This is a genomic window from Streptomyces sp. NBC_00727, from assembly GCF_045161745.1.
Classification (GTDB): Bacteria; Actinomycetota; Actinomycetes; order Streptomycetales; family Streptomycetaceae; genus Streptomyces.
Window position 1 is genome coordinate 700,890 of sequence record NZ_CP108981.1, and the last position, 18,557, is coordinate 719,446.

The following is an 18,557-nucleotide window of genomic DNA, read 5'->3' on the forward strand; positions in this document are numbered from 1 at the left end:
ACAGCAACGCGAAGCGCCCCCGTCCCGACGGACGGGGGCGCTTCGCCGAGTACGGAGGTTCAGTCATCCCGGCCGTGGTGCCCGCGGTGCTCGGCGGCGATGCCGAAACGCTGCCGTTCGCCGGCAGCGGACGCGGTGGAGCCGATCGAGGAGACCGAGCTGATCACGTGCTCCTGCTCCGCCGCCTCCTCCTTTGCACCCGGGCCGTTCCGCCGAGCAGATCGCCGAGGACACCGAGCGCGACCTCGTCCTGGACGCGGAGGGAGCCCTGGCCCACGGGATCGTCGACCACGTCGTGCGGAGCCGCGTCCCGGTGCCGCCGCGCTCCGTGCGGTGAACCCGTGGTGCAGCCGCCGGAGTTCCCACCGCTGCCCGCGCTGACCCGGGCCGAGAGCGAGTTCATCGACCTCTATCTGCACGTCGTCGACCAGGTGGGCCGGATCAACCCGGCCCGCGGCGACGACACGCACACGGCGCTGCGGGCGGCCCAGGCGCTCGCCTCGCACGCGGCGGCCCTGCGGGACGCCCTGGCGGTGATGCACCGGCGCGGTGAAACCCGCATCCACAGCACCACGTTGACCCGGGCGCTCCGGGCGCTGGACGGGGAGCGGCGGGCGGGGCGGGTCACCCTCCCGCCGGATCCCCCGAGTTGACGCGCCCGGTCATGACACGCCCGACGGACGCACCGGATTTCCTCGCTCGTTCGGCGTAGGCGTTCCCTCTCACGAGCGACGGTCCGATTTGCCTTTTCCTGATGCGCGTGGGGCGGATTCCCTCGCGACACCGCTGGTACCGGCAGGACTCCGGGGGCGGGCCGGGGCGGTCGGACGGCCCGTGTCCACCTGAACGGACCATCCGTGACGGTCTTCACTTATGGCCGTTTCACCTCGGAAATCCGGCACGAGGTGAGTCAAGATCCCTGGGACGACAAGCCCCCGCCGCCGCGGCGGGGCGGTCCGGGCGGACGCCGAGTCCTGCCGCCGTCCGGATGCCTGGTCGACAGGAGTGGATCGGCAGGAGTGGAGGACCCGAGCACTACGGGACCGCCGGATGTCCGGCTGTCCCTCGGGGTGAAGCCGCCGTGCGCGGCCGGGCAACTTCGCCAGCCCGAACCCGACAGGTCATCCTTCACAGGCGGCTGACGAAGGGTTGCGCATGAGTGCGCAGGTTCATGTCCCGTCTCTGCTCGCCCGGGCCACGACGGCCTCGGCCATGACTCTCGCCGCCGTCGGCGGCACGCTGTTCGTCCCCGGTGCCGCGACCGAGGCGCATGCCGCCGGCCATGCGATGAAGGCGCTGAAGATCGCGGCGTCGAAGAAGGGGGCGCCCTATCGATGGGGCGCCACCGGGCCCAGCAGCTTCGACTGTTCCGGGCTGACGCTCTACTCGTTCAAGAGGGCCGGCAAGAAACTCCCCCGGACGGCCCAGCAGCAGTACAACAGGACCAGGCACATCTCGGCGTCCAAGCGGCAACGAGGTGACCTGGTCTTCTTCCATTCCGGGAGCAGTGTCTACCACGTCGGCATCTACGCCGGCAGCGGGAAGATCTGGCACTCGCCGAAGACCGGCGCCGTGGTCCGCCTGGAGAAGATCTGGACCAGGAGCGTCCTGTACGGCCGGGTGAGCTGACGCGGGCCCGGCCGGCCTCAGGGCTGGAGGGGGACCTGCCACGGAAGTGCCACCCAGACGGTCTTGCCGCCGTCGGCGGTGGGTGTGACGGTCAGCCGGCCGCCGTACTCCTTGGCCAGTGAGCGGATGATGACCATGCCACGCCCGTTGTCCTGCTGGACGGCGGCGGGCAGCCGCTGGGGCCTGCGGGGATGACTGTCCGTCACGCCGAGGCGCAGCTGCTCCTCCCGTTCGAGACGCAGGTCGACCGTGAAGGTGGGCGACTGCCCGAAGGTGTGCAGGACGGCGTTGGTGGCCAGCTCCGAGATGATGAGGCGCACGGTGTCGGCGGTCTCCGTGTCGTCGGGCAGGCCCCACTCCGCCAGCACCCGGGCGACGTACTTCCGGGCCGCGGAGACCGAGACCGGCTCGCTCGGCAGAGTGACACGTGCTTCCTGATGGTCTGCCATGGCGAGCCGTCCCTTTCCCACCCGGTACCGGCCCGCCGAGCGGTCCGGTTGTGCTTCGCGCCAGATTGCCACCGATGCTGCCCCCCGCGGCGGCGATCCACCAAGATATGCATATATCTGTCGCTCAAACCGGTGAACTCTCCCCGCCCGGCCCCGCTCGGGCGCCACACTGTCCCCTCGGCAGCCAGTGGAGGGAGCCATCAGATGCAGCACGGCCCAGCGGTGCGGCGCCGCAAGCTCGGCGAGGAGCTGCGGAGCCTGCGCCAGGCGTCGGGGCTCACGAGCCGGGAGGCCGCGGGACTGCTCGGCTGGCACCAGTCGAAGGTGAGCAGGATCGAGACAGGTGTCAGCGGGGTGCGGCCGGATGACGTGAACCGGCTGCTGGACGCGTACGGGATGGACGATCCGAAGCTGCGCGAGGTCCTGGGCGCGCTCGCCGGTTCGGCGGGCGGCGGCGGGGCCGGCTGGTGGCACGCGTACCGGGGTCTCATCCCGCCGCAGTACCGCGACTTCATCAGCCTGGAGTCACAGGCGCGCACCGCCCGCACGCTGGAGACCTCCGTGGTGCCGGGCCTGTTGCAGACGGCCGACTACGCCCGTGCGGTGACCCGGGCCTCCCTCGACGGGCTGCCGTCCGGTCAGCTGGACTCGCTGGTCGAGGTGCGGCTGACCCGGCAGGGGGTGCTGCGGAGCGATCCGCCGCTGCGGCTGAGCGCCGTGCTCGACGAGGCGGTGGTGCGTCGGGAGGTCGGTGGCCGAAGGGTGATGCGCGAGCAGCTGCGCCATCTCGCACGGGTGGCACAACTGCCCCACGTGCAACTCCAGTTACTCCCGTTCTCGGTCGGCGGGTATGTGAGCCTCACCAGCCCTTTCGTTATCTTCTCCTTTCCGACCGCTTCCGACCTTGACGTGGTCGTTCTTGACCACTTGACGAGTAGCCTCTATCTGGAACGGAAAGAAGACCTTGCGGCGTACAGCTCGGCCTTCCGAACCCTTCAGACACACGCGCTGTCGCCGGAGCACACGCTGGACCTGATCGCCGCGATCGACCGCGACGATCGGTGACCCCCCACCGCCCGGAGGAAGCGTCATGCCCGATCGCCTCGCTCAGTACGCCTTACGGTGGCGGCGCAGCAGCCGCAGCACAGGGATGAACAACTGCGTGGAGACCGCGCCGCTGGGGAGCGGACGGCTGCTGGCCGTGCGCGACTCCAAGGATGTGGCCAGGACACCCCTGGAGTTCTCAGCCCCGGCCTGGACGTCCTTCGTCTCCGGCCTGAAACGCTGACGCGGACCGCGCCTCAGTTCCGGGGCGCGGTCTGCCGCACCGTCGCCACCGCCCGCGCGACCTGCTCGTCCGTCAGGTCACCGCGGGCGGTGAGCCGCAGCCGGGAGATGCCGTCGGGCACGGACGGCGGCCGGAAGCAGCCGACCGCCACCCCGGCCGTACGGCAGTCGGCGGCCCAGCGGACGGCGGCCTCGGGCGAGGGCGCCCGCACCGAGACGACCGCCGCGTCGGGCCGCACCGCGGTCAGCCCGGCCGCCGTCAGCCCCTCGTACAGCGCGGTGGCGACCGTACGCGCCCTGAGCGCGCGTTCCGGTTCGCGGCGCAGCAGCCGTAGTGCGCCCAGGGCCGCGCCGGCGGCCGCCGGAGCGAGTCCGGTGTCGAAGATGAACGTACGGGCGGTGTTGACCAGGTGCTCGATGACCCGGGCCGGTCCGAGGACCGCGCCGCCCTGGCTGCCCAGCGACTTGGAGAGGGTGAGCGTGGCGACCACGTCCTCGTCGCCCGCGAGGCCCGCCGCGGCGAGCGCGCCGCGCCCGCCGTCGCCCAGCACGCCGAGCCCGTGCGCGTCGTCCACGAGGAGCGCCGCGTTCTCCGCCCGGCAGACGGCGGCCAGTGCGCCCAGCGGCGCGGCGTCGCCGTCCACGGAGAACACCGAGTCGGTGACGGCCAGCTTCCGCCCGTCGTGCCCGCGCAGGGTCTTGCGGAAGGCATCCGGGTCGGCGTGCGGGACGACGCCGGTCTCGGCCCGGGAGAGCCGGCAGCCGTCGACGATGGAGGCGTGGTTGCCCGCGTCCGACGCGATGAGGGCGCCGCGCCCGGTGAGAGCGGTGAGGGCCGCGAGGTTGGCGGCGTAACCGGAGGAGAGGACGAGCGCGGCCTCGAAGCCGCAGAACGCGGCGAGTTCGCGTTCGAGTTCCGCGTGAAGCGCGGTCGAGCCCGTGACGAGACGGGAGCCGGTCGCCCCGCCGCCCCAGCGGCGCGCCGCGTCGGCGGCGGCTGAGGTCACCTCGGGGTGCCGGGTCAGGCCGAGGTAGTCGTTGCTCGCGAGGTCCAGCGGCTCCGCGTCGGCGTCCCGGGGCCGCAGCCTGCGGACGAGCCCCGCGTCCGCGCGCCGGCGTGCCTCTTCGTCGATCCAGTCGAACGGGGTGGCGGGCATGGGCGATCCCTCTTGTAGGCAGCCCACAGACCCTAACCGCGGTCACTCGAAGGCACGGTGTGGCAATGCACACACCCCCCGTGAGCTCTGTTGTCCGGTTCCTCCTTGGCTCCGGGCGGTGCGGTGCGTCAGGATCGTCGCCATGGACCTCCTGAACACGCTGGTGGACAAGGGGCTGCGGCGCGAGCTGCCGACCCGCGAAGAAGCGCTCGCCGTACTGGCGACCCCGGACGACCAACTGCTCGACGTGGTGGCCGCGGCCGGCAAGGTGCGCCGTCAGTGGTTCGGGCGGCGGGTGAAGCTCAACTATCTGGTGAACCTGAAGTCCGGGCTCTGCCCCGAGGACTGCTCGTACTGTTCGCAGCGGCTCGGCTCCAAGGCCGAGATCCTCAAGTACACCTGGCTGAAGCCCGAGGAGGCGTCGAAGGCGGCGGCCGCCGGGGTGGCCGGCGGCGCCAAGCGCGTCTGCCTGGTGGCCAGCGGCCGGGGCCCGACGGACCGGGACGTCGACCGGGTCTCGAAGACCATCGAGGCCATCAAGGACGAGAACGAGGGCGTCGAGGTGTGCGCGTGCCTCGGTCTGCTGTCCGAGGGGCAGGCCGACCGGCTGCGCACGGCGGGCGCCGACGCGTACAACCACAACCTCAACACGTCCGAGGGGACGTACGGGGAGATCACGACCACCCACACCTACGCCGACCGTGTCGACACGGTGCACCAGGCGCAGGCGGCCGGTCTCTCCGCGTGCTCCGGGCTGATCGCGGGCATGGGCGAGAGCGACGCCGATCTGGTCGACGTGGTCTTCTCGCTGCGCGAGCTGGACCCGGACTCGGTGCCGGTCAACTTCCTGATCCCGTTCGAGGGGACGCCGCTCGCCAAGGAGTGGAACCTGACGCCGCAGCGGTGTCTGCGCATCCTGGCGATGGTGCGGTTCGTCTGCCCGGACGTGGAGGTGCGGCTCGCGGGCGGGCGCGAGGTCCATCTGCGCTCGATGCAGCCGCTCGCCCTCAACCTGGTCAACTCGATCTTCCTGGGCGACTACCTGACCAGTGAGGGCCAGGCGGGCCAGGCGGACCTGGACATGATCGCGGACGCCGGTTTCGAGGTGGAGGGTGCGGGTACGACGACGCTCCCCCGGCACCGCGCGGACGCGGCGGCCGGCTGCGGCTCGCACGCGGGCAGCTGCGCCTCGGAGCCGGAGAGCTGCGGTTCGCACGCGGAGGGCTGCGGGCCCTGCGGCGAGGCGCCGGAGGCGGAGGCCGTTCCCACCGCCGAGGTGCCGGAAGCCCAGGTGCCGGGTGCCCGTACTGATCTGGTGGCGGTCCGCCGCCGTGGCGCGGGCACGGACCTCGCTCCCAATGCCTGAGCCGCTCTCCCCCGCCGTACTCCGGGATTTGGACCGGGCGCACGTCTGGCATCCGTACGGCCCGATGCCGGGCAGGCAGGAGCCGCTGGTCGTGGAGTCCGCGTCCGGGGTCCGGCTGCGGCTCGCCGAACCCGCTCACGGGCAGCACGAGCTGGTCGACGGGATGTCGTCGTGGTGGTCCGCCGTGCACGGCTACAACCACCCGGTGCTGAACGAGGCGGCGCGCGGCCAGCTGGACCGGATGAGCCATGTGATGTTCGGCGGGCTCACGCACGAGCCCGCCGTCCGGCTGGCGGCCCGGCTGGTGGAGATCACCCCGGAGCCGCTGCGCCACGTCTTCCTCGCCGACTCGGGCTCCGTGTCGGTCGAGGTCGCCGTGAAGATGTGCCTGCAGTACTGGCGCTCGGCCGGGCAGCCCGCCAAGAAGCGCCTGCTGACCTGGCGCGGCGGGTACCACGGGGACACCTGGCAGCCGATGTCGGTGTGCGACCCCGAGGGCGGGATGCACGAGCTGTGGTCCGGCGCGCTGCCCCGCCAGGTGTTCGCCGACGAGCCGCCCGCCGGTTACGACGCGGAGCCCGACCCCTCGTACACGGCGCATCTGCGCGAACTGATCGAGCGGCACGCGCACGAGCTGGCGGCGGTGATCGTGGAGCCGGTGGTCCAGGGGGCCGGCGGGATGCGTTTCCACTCTCCCGGCTATCTGCGCGTGCTGCGCGAGGCGTGCGACGCGTACGGCGTCCTGCTCGTGTTCGACGAGATCGCCACGGGCTTCGGGCGTACGGGACAGCTGTTCGCCGCCGATCACGCGGGGGTCTCCCCGGATGTGATGTGCGTGGGCAAGGCGCTGACCGGCGGCTATCTGACGATGGCGGCGACGCTTTGCACGAGCGAGGTGGCCGAGGGCATCTCGCGCGGCGAGGTGCCGGTGCTCGCCCACGGTCCGACGTTCATGGGGAACCCGCTCGCCGCATCGGTGGCCTGCGCCTCCATCGACCTGCTGCTCGGCCAGGACTGGCAGCAGGAGGTCAAGCGGATCGAGGCCGGGCTGAACGAGGGCCTGGCGGCGGCGCGCGAGCTGCCCGGGGTCCGCGATGTGCGGGTGCTCGGCGCGATCGGGGTGGTCCAGCTGGACCACGAGGTGGACATGGCGGCGGCGACCGCGGCGGCGGTACGTGAAGGGGTGTGGCTGCGGCCGTTCCGCGACCTCGTCTACACCATGCCGCCGTACGTGACCGGTGACGACGATGTGGCACGGATCTGCCGCGCCGTGTGCGCTGCGGCGCGGGAGGGCTGAGACATGAACGTCCTTGTGGTGACGGGTACCGGTACGGAGATCGGCAAGACGATCGTCACGGCGGCCGTGGCCGCGGCCGCCGCGGACCGCCGCGTCGCGGTGCTCAAGCCGGCCCAGACCGGTCTGGAGCCCGGCGAGCCGGGTGACGCGGCCGAGGTGGCGCGGCTGGCGGGCAAGCATGTGACGGCGGTCGAACTGGCGCGGTTCCCGGAGCCGTTGGCACCCGCGACGGCGGCCCGCCGGGCGGGCATGCGCCCGGTACGGCCGTACGAGGTCGCCGAGGCCGCCGAGAAGCTGGCCGCCGACCACGACCTGGTCCTGGTCGAGGGCGCGGGCGGGCTGCTCGTACGGTTCGACGACGAGGGCGCGACCCTGGCGGACGCGGCCCGGCTGCTGGCGGCGCCGGTCCTGGTCGTCGCCCCGGCCGGTCTGGGCACGCTGAACTCCACGGCCCTGACGGCGGAGGCGCTGCGGGCCCGGGGGCTGGACTGCCTGGGCGTCGTCATCGGCAGCATGCCGTCCGCGCCGGACCTGGCGGCACGCTGCAATGTGGCGGACCTGCCGGTGGCCGCGGGGGCCCCGCTGCTCGGCGTCGTCCCCGAGGGCGCGGGGTCACTCGCACCGGCGGACTTCCGCGCGCGGGCGGCGGGCTGGCTGGCGGAGCCGCTGGGCGGGCACCGGGCGCTGGGCTGAGCGGCAGGAGCGACCGCTCCACGTCCCGTACGGTGCCGGCGGGTCGACCTGCCCGAGAGCGGAATCCGGCTGCCCACCTCGTCCTGCGTGCTGGGCGTGGGCGCCGGTCCGCGGTGGCGGCACGACGGTAGGCCCCGCGCCCCTGTCACAGGCTCCACTGGCGCAGTTCGTCGGCGATGGCGCGGACGTCCGCCTCGCCCTGCTTCACCAGCAGGGCCAGATCCCGCACCTGCTCGGGCGACGTGATGACCTTGGTGCCGGACGCGACGAGATAGCCGTAGGCGACGGCGGAGGCGAACATGGCGTTGGACCGCTCAAGCGCCGGGACGTGCAGGAGCAGTTGCAGCAGGGCCGCGGCCCTGGAGTGCGGATCGCTGTAAACAGGGCTGCCGAAGATCTCCGCCTCGTGGCGCGCGACGGCCGCGACCAGGGCGCCCCAGTCGGTCACCTGCGGGTCGCCGGGCGTCTTGTGCTCCGCGACCATGAGAAGCCAGGAGAGTTGGATCCGGAGGTTCAACGGGTGCCTTCGCGCTCCGGGCCGAACTCCTCGGCGAACACCGATTCGTACTGCTTCATGAAGTCTGCCGCGGCCTCGACGAAGGTGTGTCCCACTTCGCCCGCGTCCTGCTTGACGAGCTCCTCTATGTAGCGGTTCACGCTCATCCCCCTCTGGAGCGCGCGCTGTCTCGCGGCCTCCGCGGTGGCTTCGTCCACTCGAACGTTCAGCTGTGTCTTGGGCACCCCATCACGCTAGCGCGCAGCCGCTAGCACCGGCAAGAGGAGGGGCGCGAGCGGGTGCCCCGGCGGCGCCGCGCGCCCGCCGCGGCCGCGTATCGCGGACATATTCCGCACCCCGTCCTCCCAGCGGTCGAACACGCGGTCATAATTCCTGCTCAGGTAGCCGAAGTCACCGCAGTCGGCCACGTCCTGGCGCCCACGCGCGCCAACCGACCAGATCTCGCGACGCCTCATGGAGTGACATTGAGTACGACGACGTTCCGTTCCCGCATCACCGCCCGGCTCGGACGAAGCTACCTGGCGCGGATCCAGAAGCACGGGCTCGGGTCCTCCACGATGAAACTGCTCCCGGAACAGCTGCTGATGCCGCTGCGCAGGGAGGGGCTCGATCCGGTGCGGCGGCTCGCCGACATCCGGGCGAGCGCTCCGGTGACCAGGGTGGCCCTGCCCTTCGGCATGGACGCCTGGGTGGTCACCGGCTACGAGGAGTCGAAGGCCGTACTCGGTTCCACCGAGGGCTTCAGCACCGACTTCGCCCACCTCGCGGGCAACGCGGGCATAGTCGCCGAACACAGCCCCGGCGGACTGGGCTTCAGCGATCCGCCGGTGCACACGCGGCTGCGGCGCATCCTGACCCCGGAATTCACGATGCGCCGGCTGCGCCGACTGACGCCCAGGATCGACGCCATCGTCACGGAGCGCCTGGACGCGATGGCCGCCGCGCAGGGGCCGGTCGATCTGGTGCACGCCTTCGCGCTGCCCGTGCCCTCCCTGACGATCTGCGAACTGCTCGGGGTGCCCTACGCGGACCGCGACGACTTCCAGAAGCTGGCCATGGACCGCTTCGACCTGTTCGCCGGGACGACCGCGCCGTTCGGCGCCATGTCGGCGTCGCTCGACTACTTCCGGGGCGTCGTCCGGGCCCAGCGGCGCGACCCCGGCGACGGCCTGCTCGGCATGATCGTGCGGGAGCACGGGGACAGCGTCGACGACGAGGAACTCGCGGGACTGGCGGACGGGGTGCTCACCGGCGGTTTCGAGACGACCGCCAGCACGATCGCGCTCGGCGCCCTGGTACTGCTGCGGAACCCGGAGGTGGCGGAGCGGCTGCGTACGGACGACGCTGTGACGGCGCCGTTCGTGGAGGAGGTGCTGCGCTATCTCTCCGCCGTGCAGATCGCCTTCCCCCGGTTCGCCCGCGACGACATCGAGATCGCCGGGGTGCTCATCCCGCGCGGCGACATGGTGCTCTGCTCGCTGAGCGGCGCCAACCGGGACGCGGCGTACGTCACGGACGACGGGCGGTTCGACGTGGACCGGGTCACGCCGGCCGGGCATCTCGCCTTCGGGCACGGCATCCACCGCTGCATAGGCGCGGAGCTGGCCCGGATGGAACTGCGCTCCGCCTTCCCGGCCCTGGTCAGGCGGTTTCCCGAGATGCGGCTCGCCGTTCCGACGCAGGATCTGGCCTTCCGCAAGCTGTCGATCGTGTACGGCGTCGACGCGCTGCCCGTACGACTGCGCTGAGCCGTCCCGTACGGCGCTGAGCCGTCCCCGCAGCAAGCGGGAATCCGCTCGCACAGGGAAACGATCATCTGATTGGCTCACCGCATGAGTGATCTGGACATACGCCGCGCCACCCCTTCCGACATCGACGCCGTGCTGCGGTTCTGGCGATCGGCGGCGGAGGGCACGAGCATCAGCGACGACCACGACGGGGTGACCCGGCTCATCGACCGAGACCCGGGGGCGCTGCTGCTCGCGGCGTTGCGGGGGGCGCTCGTGGGGACTGTCATCGCCGGTTTCGACGGCTGGCGGTGCTCCGCCTACCGGCTGGCCGTGCATCCGGAACACCGCCGGAAGGGCATCGCGACCGCGCTGCTGGAGGCGGCGGAGCACCGCTTCGCCGAGCTGGGCGGACGGCGGGTGGACGCCATGGTCCTGGAGGAGAACGAGCGTGCACACCACACCTGGCAGGCGGCCGGCTACCAGCGCGAGAACCACTGGCGGAGGTGGGTGAAGCCGCTCCCGACGGGCACAGGGAAGTGATCGGACAAGCGCGCCACTTTGCCGATCCTTTACTATGAGGATTCAGTCCTGCCCCTTCCGACGAGAGGTGTGAGCGTCCGCCCATGGGCGAGCCTCCCAGTAGCCGAAGCCGCCGAGATCGCGCGGTCCGCCAGTCCCTGCCCGATCATGGGACGGAGGTGAACCGATGACCGAAGTGCTTCTGCTGTTCGTTGCGGTACTGCTCTCCCTTGCCTGCGGCGCCTTCGTCGCGGCGGAGTTCTCCTTGACAACGGTCGAACGCGGCCAGCTGGAGAAGGCCGTCGAGCAGGGCGAGCGCGGGGCCGCGAGCGCGATGAAGGCGGTCCGCAGCCTCACCTTCCAGCTCTCCGGTGCGCAGCTCGGCATCACCGTCACCAATCTGGTCGTCGGCATGCTCTCCGAGCCGTCCATCGCGAAGCTCATCCGGGGCCCGGTTGAGGCCGTCGGCCTGTCCGCCGGTGTCGCGTCGTCCGTTGCGCTCGTCATCGGTACGGCCCTGTCGACGGTGTTCCTGATGGTGGTCGGCGAGCTGGTCCCGAAGAACTGGGCCATCTCCTCACCCCTCGCGGTGGCGAAGACCGTCGCCACCCCGCAGCGCGTCTTCACGGCCCTCTTCCGGCCCTTCATCAGCCACCTCAACAACACGGCCAACCGGATCGTGCGCCGCTTCGGGCTCGAACCCGCCGAGGAGCTGGCCTCCGCGCGCAGCCCCCAGGAGCTGGTGGCGCTGGCCAGGCACTCCGCGAAGGCGGGCGCGCTGGAGGCGGACACCGCCGAGCTCTTCGTCCGTACGCTCAACCTGCCGGAGCTCACCGCGGAGAACGTGATGACCCCGCGCGTCCAGGTCACCGCGCTGGAGATCGGCGCGACCGCCGAGGACGTCGCCAACGCGACCCGGGCCACCGGCCTCTCCCGCTTCCCCGTCTACCGGGGCAGCCTCGACACCGTCGTGGGCGTCGCCCACATCAAGGACGTCCTGGCGATCCCCGCCGAGCAGCGGCCCCGCAAGCGGGTGTCCGAGATGCTGCGCGAACCGGTCCTCGTCCCCGAGACACTGACCGTGGACCGGCTGCTCGACCGGCTGTCCGGGAAGCTCGCCATGGCGGTGGTGATCGACGAGTACGGCGGTACGGCGGGCGTCGTCACGCTGGAGGACATCGTCGAGGAGGTCGTCGGCGAGGTGCGCGACGAGCACGACCCGCACGAGACGCCGGATCTCGCGCCGGCCGGTGAGGACGCCGACGGACGCGTCCTGTGGTCCGCTGACGGCGCCGCCCGCACGGACCAGCTGGAGGCGATCGGGCTGCGCGTGCCGGACGGCCCCTACGAGACCCTCGCGGGCCTCATCGCCACGGAGGTGGGCCGCATCCCGGCCGTGGGCGACTCGATCGAGCTGGCCGGCTGGCGGCTCGACGTGGTGGACGCCTCCGGGCGCCGCGCCGCCCGGGCCCTGCTGCATGCCCCGCTCACCGGTTCCCACCTGCCGTCGGAGGACGAGCGATGACCGCCGTACAGCTCTTCATCGGTCTGCTGACGCTGGTCGTGAACGCCTTCTTCGTCGGCGCCGAGTTCGCCCTGATCTCGGTGCGCCGCAGCCAGATCGAACCCCAGGCCGAGGAGGGCAACCGGCGGGCGCGCAGCGTCATCTGGGGGCTCGAGCACGTCTCGGCACTGCTCGCGGCGGCGCAGCTGGGCATCACGCTGTGCACCCTGGTCCTCGGTATCGTCGCCGAGCCCGCGATCGCGCATCTGCTGGAACCCGTCTTCGACACGGTCGGCGTGCCGCACGGCCTGGTCCACCCGATCTCGTTCGTGATCGCGCTGTCGGTGGCGACCTATCTGCACATGCTGCTGGGGGAGATGGTCCCGAAGAACATCGCACTGGCCGAGCCGGTGCGGTCGGCGCTGCTGCTCGGCCCGCCGCTGGTGACGCTGGCCCGGGCGCTGCGCCCGGTGATCTTCGCGATCAACGCCTTCGCCAACGGGTTGCTGAAGCTGTTGCGGGTGGAGACGAAGGACGAGGTGGCGGCGACGTTCTCGGACGACGAGCTGGCCCGTCTGGTGAAGGACGCCGGCGATGCCGGGCTGGTCGACGACCGGGCGGCCGAGCGGCTGCACCACGCCCTTGAGCTGGGGCGGCGGCCGGTGCGGGACGTGGTGCTGCCGGTGGACCGGGTGATGTACATCCGGGTCGGGGCGACGCCCGAGGAGCTGGAGCGGCTGTCCTACGAGACGGGCTTCTCGCGCTTCCCGGTGATGGACGCCGAGCAGCGCATCCTCGGGTACCTCCATGTCAAGGACGCCCTCGACGTCACCCCGCGTGACATGCCGTTCCCGGTGTCCTCGATGCGGCCCATCGCTCGGGTCCGGACGGCGACGCCGCTCGACGACGCGCTGACCGCGCTGCGGCGCAGCCGTACGCACCTGGCGGCGGTGCTCGACGAGGACGGCCGGCTGGCGGGCATGGTGACGATGGAGGACGTGCTCCGGGAGCTGGTGGGGCGCCCCCAGAGCCGCTGAACCCGTGGTGGCTCCGGGCCTCGTCCCGGAGCCACCGATCGCCCGCCGGTGCCGTACCGCACCGCGATACGATCGCATCGCCATGGAAATCAATGCCTCATACACCAGTCTCGTCGCGGTCGGCGACTCGTTCACCGAGGGCATGTCGGACCTGCTGCCCGACGGTTCGTACCGGGGCTGGGCCGATGTCCTCGCCTCCCGGCTCGCCGCCCGCACGCCCGGCTTCCGGTACGCCAATCTCGCGGTACGCGGCAAGCTCATCAGCCAGATCGTGGATGAGCAGGTGGACGTGGCGGCGGCCATGCGGGCGGACGTGGTGACGCTGGTCGGCGGCCTCAACGACACCCTGCGCCCCAAGTGCGACATGGGCATGGTGCGCGGACGCCTTGAGGAGGCGGTGGAGCGCCTGGCGCCGTCGTGCAAAAAGCTGGTGCTGATGCGCAGCCCCGGCCGCAACGGCCCGGTGATGGAGCGGTTCCGTCCTCGCATGGAGGAGCTGTTCACCCTGGTCGACGAGCTGGCGGCGCGCCACGACGCGGTGGTCGTCGACCTGTACGGCGCTCCGGCACTGGGCGACCAGCGCATGTGGGACGTCGACCGGCTGCACCTGACCGCCGAGGGGCACCGCCGGGTCGCCGAAGCGGTCTGGCAGGCCCTGGGGCTGCCTCCGGAGAGCGACTGGCAGGCCCCGCTGCCCGCCTCCGCCCCGCTGCGCTGGGCCGCCCGGCGGGCGGAGGACGTGCGCTTCGCCCGGCAGCACCTGCTGCCCTGGATCGGTCGGCGGCTCACGGGGCGCTCCTCGGGCGACGGACGGGCGGGGGCACAGTTCAACGCCGAGCTGGGGCAGGCGTTCTGGGTCACCCCTGAGGGCGACGGCACGGCGGCACCGGTGGCCGCGTGGCGACGGTTGGAGAGCGGCGAGCGCTGAGGCGCGGGTTCCGCGCTGTTCGTAGCAACCCACAAACCGGACCTCGGCGCTGAGCTGCAGAAACCGCCAGTAGAATCAGGACACGTGACTGCTGTGTCTGCGAAGCCTCGCATCCCCAATGTCCTGGCCGGCCGCTACGCCTCCACGGAGCTGGCCGTCCTCTGGTCCCCCGAGCAGAAGGTGAAGCTGGAACGCCGGCTGTGGCTGGCGGTGCTGCGCGCCCAGAAGGACCTCGGGATCGAGGTGCCCGACGCCGCTCTCGCCGATTACGAGCGCGTCCTCGACCAGGTCGACCTGGCCTCGATCGCCGAGCGCGAGAAGGTCACCCGGCACGACGTGAAGGCCCGGATCGAGGAGTTCAACGCCCTCGCCGGCCATGAGCACGTCCACAAGGGCATGACTTCCCGCGACCTCACCGAGAACGTCGAGCAGCTGCAGATCCGGCTCTCCCTGGAGCTGATGCGTGACCGCACCGTGGCCGTCCTGGCCCGCCTCGGCAAGCTCTCCGCCGAGTACCGCGAGCTGGTCGTCGCCGGGCGCTCGCACAACGTCGCCGCGCAGGCCACCACGCTCGGCAAGCGCTTCGCGACCGCGGCGGACGAGCTGCTGGTGGCGTACGGCCGGCTGGAGGACCTGCTGGGCCGCTACCCGCTGCGCGGCATCAAGGGCCCCGTCGGCACGGCGCAGGACATGCTGGACCTGCTGGGCGGCGACGCCGGGAAGCTGGCCGAACTCGAGGAGCGCATCGCGGGCCACCTGGGCTTCGCGCACGCCTTCACCTCGGTCGGTCAGGTCTACCCCCGGTCGCTGGACTACGACGTGGTGACCGCGCTGGTCCAGCTGGCCGCGGCGCCCTCCTCGGTGGCGAAGACCATCCGGCTGATGGCCGGCCACGAACTGGTGACCGAGGGCTTCAAGCCGGGCCAGGTCGGCTCGTCCGCGATGCCGCACAAGATGAACACCCGCTCCTGCGAGCGCGTCAACGGCCTCATGGTCATCCTGCGCGGCTACGCGTCGATGACCGGTGAGCTCGCCGGCGACCAGTGGAACGAGGGCGACGTCTCGTGCTCGGTGGTCCGCCGGGTGGCCCTGCCGGACGCGTTCTTCGCGTTCGACGGGCTGGTCGAGACGTTCCTGACCGTGCTCGACGAGTTCGGCGCCTTCCCCGCCGTCGTGGCCCGCGAGCTGGACCGCTACCTGCCGTTCCTCGCGACGACCAAGGTCCTGATGGGCGCGGTGCGCGCGGGCGTCGGCCGCGAGGTCGCCCACGAGGCCATCAAGGAGAACGCCGTCGCCTCCGCCCTGGCGATGCGCGAGCAGGGCACGGAGCGCAACGAGCTGCTGGACAAGCTCGCGGCCGACGAGCGCATCCCGCTGGACCGCGCCCAGCTGGACGAGCTGATGGCCGACAAGCTCTCCTTCACCGGCGCCGCGGGCGACCAGGTCACCGCGCTCGTCGCGCGGATCGAGGAGATCACCAAGCAGCACCCCGAGGCCGCCGGGTACACCCCGGGCTCCATCCTCTGACGGCGACGGCCACCGCCTCCGCATCCCGCAGATGACGCCCGAAGAGCTCCAGGCCGCCCGTGACCGCGTTGTTCCCGACGTGGCCGCGGGCGGCCTGCGCGTCCTGTTCTGCGGGATCAACCCGAGCCTGACGACGGGCGCCACGGGCCACCACTTCGCCTTTCCCGGCAACCGATTCTGGCCCGTGCTCCACCTGTCGGGCTTCACCCCTCGCCGACTCCTCCCCGCCGAACAGGCCGAGCTGCTCGACCACGGCCTCGGCATCACCAACGTCGTCGCCAGGGCCACCGCCCGGGCCGACGAGCTGTCCGCCGAGGAATTCCGGGCCGGGGGACGGATCCTCACCGCCAAGGTCGAGCGGCTGCGCCCGCAGTGGCTGGCCGTCGTGGGCATCACCGCCTACCGCACGGCATTCGACGACCGCAGGGCCGCGATCGGCCCCCAGGAGCGGACGGTCGGCGGAGCCCGCGTGTGGGCCCTGCCCAACCCCAGCGGCCTCAACGCGCACTGGACCACTCAGACCATGGCCGAGGAGTACGCCCGGCTGCGCGCCGCCGTGGAGTCCGGCAGCCCGTAGCACCCAGCCCCGGTCAGGGCGGGTCTATCTCCGTCACCACGACGCTCAGCTCGCAGCCGGAGCCGCCGTCCTCCAGGCAGAGGACCAGCGCTATCCACCGTTCCTCGATGTGCCAGAGCTGCAGATATTCGCACCCCGCGGCGGTGTCCGCCCATGGCGCGGGTATCTCCTCCCCGGACACCATCCGCTCCCGGGCACTGAACAGACTGACCAGCTCCGGCTCGCCCCACCGGCTGCCGAGCAGCGTGACCAGCGCCTCGTGGTCCGCGACACACTGGGCGCGCCTCTCCAGCCGGCCTGCCTCGTCGTCCTCCCAGACGTCGTCCAGGTGCAGGTACACCGTGTGGTAACCGGGACCGCTGACTCCCGAACCCGACCGGACACGTTCCGCGGGAAACTCTCGGGTGCGCATCCCGTCGATGAGTCGGAGGTGATGTGCGGTGGTCATGCCGTCAGTAAACCTCCCCCCACTGACAATCGGAGCCGAGCTCCGCACTTTGAGACGGTTTCGGCCCTCTCATACCCACGAACAGGGCTGGCTAGGGCCTTTCGTTTGCTTCAGGGCCCAGGGCCTTCGTTTGGATCAGGGCCCAGAGACCGTCGTTTGGATCAGGGCCCAGGGACCTTCGTTCGGATCAGGCCCTAGACGTCCCGGCGCTTCAGCGCCCACCAGCCGGCGAGCAGGGACGCTGCGGCCCAGGCCGCGGTAATGGCCAGCCCCGCCCAGGGGCCGAGGCTGCCCTCGGGGTGCTGGTGCAGGACCAACTGCCCGGCCCGGTCCGGCAGGTAGTCCGCGACGCTGCCGGCGATATCTCCGACCACGAACGAGACGATGAGGATGAACGGTATGAGCACGCTGAGGACAGCGACCGCACTTCGCGACAGGAACGTCAGACCGGCTGCGAACAAGGCCATCAGCGCCAGGTAGACCCCGCCACCGAACGCCGCACGCAGCGCGCCCGGTTCGCCCGGCCCTATCGCGTCCTCCCCCATGAACAACTGGCCCACGAGAAACGAACCAAAGCTGGTGACGAGCCCTACTCCCAGCCCTGCGGCACCGATCAGCGACGCCTTGGCCACGAAGAAGCGGGAGCGGTTCGGGACCGCGGCGAGCGACATGCGCAGCGCGCCGTTGGCGTACTCGGTCGATACCGCCGTCGCACCGAAGCTTATGGCGGCGATCTGGCCGAAGTTCAGAGCGTAGAAGGCCCCGAAGAGCAGCTCGGCGTCGGCATCGTCCGCCTCCGCCCGACCGACGGTGGCGGCGGTGAGCACGGTGATTGCCATAGTCACGAGAAGGATGGCGGCCAGCGATGCGGACACGGACCGCACTGACCTGATCTTGATCCATTCCGAGTGCAGAACAGCGGTGGCCGACATGGTCAGACCTCCTGTCGTCCGGCGGACGCGAACTCCGTCGCGTCGGCGGTGAGGTCGAGGTATGCCTGCTCCAGGGTGGTGTGCTCGTCCATCAGCTCCACGATCGGGATGCCCTCCTTCGCTGCCATCGCGCCTATCTCCTCTGCTTTGACGTCCTCGACCGTCCATCGGCCGTCCTCGCCCGGCGCGGCTTGGTATCTCTTGCGGGCCAGGAGCTCGCCGAGGCGGGTGGGGTCGGTCGTGCGCACTCTCACTCGGGGCCGGCTGCGGGACTCCAGGAAAGTACGCATCGGAAGGTCTGCGAGGAGCCGCCCCTTCCCGAGAACGATCAGATGGTCGGCGAATGAGGATGTCTCGTTCATCAGATGGCTGGAGACCAGCACCGTGCGGCCTTCGCGGGCAAGTCTCCGCATCAGTTCGCGGATCCAGACGATGCCTTCGGGATCCAGCCCGTTCGACGGCTCGTCCAGCATGACGACCGCCGGGTCCCCGAGGAGCGCGGCCGCTATACCGAGGCGCTGGCGCATGCCGAGGGAGAACGTTCTGATCCTTCGCCCGCCGACGTGCCCGAGACCTGTCTCCTCCAGCACCGCTTCGACCCGGATCGCGCCGAGGCCGTTGCTGACTGCGAGGGCCAGCAGATGGTTGCGTGCTGTCCGCGCCCCGTGTGCGGACTGCGGATCGAGCAAGGCCCCGACGTACCGCAGCGGTTCGGGCAGTGCCGCGTACGGCTGCCCGCCGATCGTCGCGGTGCCGCTCGTGGGACGGTCCAGGCCGAGCAGCAGCCGCATGGTGGTGGACTTCCCGGCGCCGTTGGGGCCGAGGAAGCCGGTCACGCGGCCGGGCCGTACTCGGAAGGTGACACGGTCCACGGCACGGGTGCCGCCGTAGTCCTTGGTGAGCTCGTGGACTTCGATGCTGGTCATGTCCTCAGCCTCGCCGCCCGGGCCGGCTCCTCTC

General features: G+C 71.4%; 22 protein-coding genes, 1 pseudogene and 1 riboswitch. Of the genes and pseudogenes, 15 read left to right on the forward strand and 8 right to left on the reverse strand.

Going from position 1 to position 18,557, the window contains the following annotated elements; translation table 11 throughout:
- Nucleotides 1-59: 59 nt before the first annotated feature.
- Nucleotides 60-194 (reverse strand): annotated as a pseudogene (locus OG242_RS02990) (prevent-host-death protein); the annotation flags it as partial.
- Between OG242_RS02990 and OG242_RS02995 the strand changes: the two are divergent.
- From OG242_RS02995 to OG242_RS03005, 3 genes are all read left to right on the forward strand, one after another.
- The gene (locus OG242_RS02995; protein ID WP_405896653.1) at nt 194-337 is read left to right on the forward strand and encodes an ATP-dependent Clp protease proteolytic subunit; all 144 of its coding nucleotides are present in this window, start codon (nt 194-196) and stop codon (nt 335-337) included. The pseudogene OG242_RS02990 and the gene OG242_RS02995 overlap by 1 nt on opposite strands.
- A 7-nt stretch (nt 338-344) precedes the next feature.
- Nucleotides 345-653, forward strand: a complete 309-nt coding sequence (locus OG242_RS03000; RefSeq protein ID WP_405901491.1) for a hypothetical protein — start codon at nt 345-347, stop codon at nt 651-653.
- A 302-nt stretch (nt 654-955) separates the two neighbouring features.
- Nucleotides 956-1,152: riboswitch (cyclic di-AMP (ydaO/yuaA leader) on the forward strand.
- Between the two features lie 3 nt (nt 1,153-1,155).
- The gene (locus tag OG242_RS03005; protein WP_405896654.1) at nt 1,156-1,629 is read left to right on the forward strand and encodes a C40 family peptidase; all 474 of its coding nucleotides are present in this window, start codon (nt 1,156-1,158) and stop codon (nt 1,627-1,629) included.
- 17 nt (nt 1,630-1,646) lie between these two features.
- Here the strand turns inward: OG242_RS03005 and OG242_RS03010 are convergent, their stop codons facing one another.
- On the reverse strand, nt 1,647-2,078 hold the full coding sequence (locus OG242_RS03010; RefSeq protein ID WP_405896655.1) for an ATP-binding protein: 432 nt from the start codon (nt 2,076-2,078) through the stop codon (nt 1,647-1,649).
- Between the two features lie 204 nt (nt 2,079-2,282).
- Here OG242_RS03010 and OG242_RS03015 point away from each other — a divergent pair, with 204 nt between their 5' ends.
- Both OG242_RS03015 and OG242_RS03020 read left to right on the forward strand, forming a co-directional pair.
- A complete protein-coding gene (locus OG242_RS03015; RefSeq protein WP_405896656.1) occupies nt 2,283-3,143 on the forward strand; it encodes a helix-turn-helix domain-containing protein in 861 nt (286 codons plus the stop codon).
- Between the two features lie 25 nt (nt 3,144-3,168).
- Nucleotides 3,169-3,366 (forward strand): DUF397 domain-containing protein, encoded by a 198-nt coding sequence (locus tag OG242_RS03020; RefSeq protein WP_405896657.1) that lies wholly within the window; start codon nt 3,169-3,171, stop codon nt 3,364-3,366.
- 13 nt (nt 3,367-3,379) lie between these two features.
- Here OG242_RS03020 and OG242_RS03025 read toward each other — a convergent pair whose 3' ends face one another.
- Nucleotides 3,380-4,522 (reverse strand): 8-amino-7-oxononanoate synthase, encoded by a 1,143-nt coding sequence (locus tag OG242_RS03025; protein WP_405896658.1) that lies wholly within the window; start codon nt 4,520-4,522, stop codon nt 3,380-3,382.
- Nucleotides 4,523-4,664: 142 nt separating this feature from the next.
- On the opposite strand from OG242_RS03025, the gene bioB reads away from it, so the two are divergent.
- From bioB to bioD, 3 genes are read left to right on the forward strand one after another with little or no spacing between them, the layout of a single operon-like run.
- Nucleotides 4,665-5,888: a biotin synthase BioB gene (gene bioB, locus OG242_RS03030; RefSeq protein WP_405896659.1), complete on the forward strand. Its 1,224-nt coding sequence runs from the start codon at nt 4,665-4,667 to the stop codon at nt 5,886-5,888.
- Nucleotides 5,881-7,185 carry an adenosylmethionine--8-amino-7-oxononanoate transaminase gene (locus OG242_RS03035; RefSeq protein ID WP_405896660.1) on the forward strand — a complete coding sequence of 435 codons (1,305 nt, stop codon included), beginning with the start codon at nt 5,881-5,883 and terminating at the stop codon, nt 7,183-7,185. The genes bioB and OG242_RS03035 overlap by 8 nt, the downstream gene beginning before the upstream one ends.
- Before the next feature lie 3 nt (nt 7,186-7,188).
- Nucleotides 7,189-7,878, forward strand: coding sequence for a dethiobiotin synthase (bioD, locus tag OG242_RS03040; RefSeq protein ID WP_405896661.1), 690 nt, complete (start codon nt 7,189-7,191; stop codon nt 7,876-7,878).
- Nucleotides 7,879-8,023: 145 nt separating this feature from the next.
- Here bioD and OG242_RS03045 read toward each other — a convergent pair whose 3' ends face one another.
- Nucleotides 8,024-8,395, reverse strand: coding sequence for a fic family toxin-antitoxin system, toxin component (locus OG242_RS03045; protein ID WP_405896662.1), 372 nt, complete (start codon nt 8,393-8,395; stop codon nt 8,024-8,026).
- Nucleotides 8,392-8,619, reverse strand: a complete 228-nt coding sequence (locus OG242_RS03050; RefSeq protein WP_014157595.1) for a hypothetical protein — start codon at nt 8,617-8,619, stop codon at nt 8,392-8,394. Before OG242_RS03050 ends, OG242_RS03045 begins: the two co-directional genes overlap by 4 nt.
- A 240-nt stretch (nt 8,620-8,859) precedes the next feature.
- Between OG242_RS03050 and OG242_RS03055 the strand changes: the two genes are divergently transcribed.
- The 7 genes from OG242_RS03055 (at nt 8,860) to mug (ending at nt 16,217) form a co-directional block, all read left to right on the forward strand.
- Nucleotides 8,860-10,143, forward strand: a complete 1,284-nt coding sequence (locus tag OG242_RS03055; RefSeq protein ID WP_405896663.1) for a cytochrome P450 — start codon at nt 8,860-8,862, stop codon at nt 10,141-10,143.
- An 84-nt stretch (nt 10,144-10,227) separates the two neighbouring features.
- The gene (locus OG242_RS03060; RefSeq protein WP_405896664.1) at nt 10,228-10,665 is read left to right on the forward strand and encodes a GNAT family N-acetyltransferase; all 438 of its coding nucleotides are present in this window, start codon (nt 10,228-10,230) and stop codon (nt 10,663-10,665) included.
- A 166-nt stretch (nt 10,666-10,831) separates the two neighbouring features.
- A complete protein-coding gene (locus OG242_RS03065) occupies nt 10,832-12,169 on the forward strand; it encodes a hemolysin family protein (RefSeq protein WP_405896665.1) in 1,338 nt (445 codons plus the stop codon).
- Nucleotides 12,166-13,185: a hemolysin family protein gene (locus tag OG242_RS03070; protein ID WP_405896666.1), complete on the forward strand. Its 1,020-nt coding sequence runs from the start codon at nt 12,166-12,168 to the stop codon at nt 13,183-13,185. The genes OG242_RS03065 and OG242_RS03070 overlap by 4 nt, the downstream gene beginning before the upstream one ends.
- 82 nt (nt 13,186-13,267) lie before the next feature.
- Nucleotides 13,268-14,113 (forward strand): SGNH/GDSL hydrolase family protein, encoded by an 846-nt coding sequence (locus tag OG242_RS03075; protein ID WP_405896667.1) that lies wholly within the window; start codon nt 13,268-13,270, stop codon nt 14,111-14,113.
- A gap of 84 nt (nt 14,114-14,197) precedes the next feature.
- Complete coding sequence (gene purB, locus OG242_RS03080) at nt 14,198-15,640, forward strand: adenylosuccinate lyase (protein WP_405896668.1); 1,443 nt, start codon at nt 14,198-14,200, stop codon at nt 15,638-15,640.
- A 31-nt stretch (nt 15,641-15,671) separates the two neighbouring features.
- A complete protein-coding gene (gene mug, locus OG242_RS03085; protein WP_405896669.1) occupies nt 15,672-16,217 on the forward strand; it encodes a G/U mismatch-specific DNA glycosylase in 546 nt (181 codons plus the stop codon).
- A 13-nt stretch (nt 16,218-16,230) separates the two neighbouring features.
- Here mug and OG242_RS03090 read toward each other — a convergent pair whose 3' ends face one another.
- The 3 genes from OG242_RS03090 to OG242_RS03100 form a co-directional block, all read right to left on the reverse strand.
- Entirely contained in the window at nt 16,231-16,665 is a 435-nt protein-coding gene (locus tag OG242_RS03090; RefSeq protein WP_405896670.1) for a hypothetical protein, read from the reverse strand.
- A 194-nt stretch (nt 16,666-16,859) separates the two neighbouring features.
- A complete protein-coding gene (locus OG242_RS03095) occupies nt 16,860-17,597 on the reverse strand; it encodes an ABC transporter permease (protein WP_405896671.1) in 738 nt (245 codons plus the stop codon).
- Nucleotides 17,598-17,599: 2 nt separating this feature from the next.
- On the reverse strand, nt 17,600-18,523 hold the full coding sequence (locus OG242_RS03100) for an ABC transporter ATP-binding protein (RefSeq protein ID WP_405896672.1): 924 nt from the start codon (nt 18,521-18,523) through the stop codon (nt 17,600-17,602).
- Between the last annotated feature and the right edge of the window lie 34 nt (nt 18,524-18,557).